Below are 997 nucleotides of genomic sequence, written 5' to 3'. Positions count from 1 at the left end.
GCGGGCCCCCGGCCGCATTGCCCACCCGCCCCCGGCGACGCGGGGGCGCGGGGGGGGCGCGGGCCCCCCGCCCGGCGCCGCTGCCGCCGCCGACATCGAGCAGGCAGCGGTGGCGCCGGAAATCGTAGGCCGCCAGCACCTCCTCCGCGACCATCGGCTGGGAGGCCGCCATGAGCGCGGTGTAGTCCTGCGTCCGCTCGCGCCCGAGCGCCTGCGGCGCCGCCGCGCCGGAATAGGCCCAGTAGCCCGAGAGCGCATTGCCCCCGCGCGGGCGGCGCAGCAGCGCGACGGGGTCGGCCAGGTCGCCGTAGAGCAGCGCGTGGTGTTCCACCATCGCGGCGATGCCCGGATTGCCGATCATCGCCGCGCCGAGCGGGCCGAGCGCCCAGCTGCCATCGGCCCGCCGCGCGACCAGATCCAGCGCCGCGGCCGCGCGCAACAGGCGTTCCAGCGCCTCCGGCGTCAGCTGCGTGCGGCTTGCGAGCGCGGCTTCCGTCATCGGCCCCTGCTCGAGCAGGTCGAACAGGCGCAGCCGCACGCAGGCCAGCAGCACCTGCGAATAGACGAAGCCGGCGCAGAGATCGAACAGCGCCCGCGCGCGACGGCGCGCGAAGGGTCGCGTCAGCGGAAAGCGCGCCGCCCAGCGCCGAAATCCCGGCGAGGCGGTCAGGCCTTCGCGCCAGGCGCGGAAGCGGTCGCGCCAGCCTGGTGGCATCGCCGCGTTCAGGCCGGCGGTTGCGCTCATGCGGCGGGGGCGAGTTTTCGGGGCACCAGGCGCTGCGCTTCCTGCAGCATCAGCGCACGCAGCATCGCCTGGCCCGGACAACTGGGGATCGCCGCGACCGCGGCCTCGCTGAGCTGACGCAGGCGGGCGACCGCCCCACCCAGCCCGAATTCCGCCACCGCGCTCGGCCGGCCGCGCGCGGCGTCGCGGCCGCCGGGCGTGCCGAGGCGTTCCTCCGTCTCCACCCCGTCGCGCAGGTCGTCGGCCCCCAGG

The 997-nt window shown here is 77.0% G+C and carries 1 protein-coding gene and 1 pseudogene; both read right to left on the bottom strand.

Annotated features, from left to right (window positions below):
- Nucleotides 1-745: methyltransferase family protein (locus AC1MIR_RS12580; protein ID WP_480028494.1), on the bottom strand; the 745-nt coding region annotated here is incomplete at its 3' end.
- A pseudogene (locus AC1MIR_RS12575) lies at nt 742-997 on the bottom strand (polyprenyl synthetase family protein); the annotation flags it as partial. The pseudogene AC1MIR_RS12575 and the gene AC1MIR_RS12580, both read right to left, overlap by 4 nt.

It is taken from the genome of Falsiroseomonas sp. RANM36 (assembly GCF_056682175.1).
The sequence above is the reverse complement of the archived record's forward strand: the minus strand, read 5'-3'. Positions and strand labels throughout refer to the sequence as shown.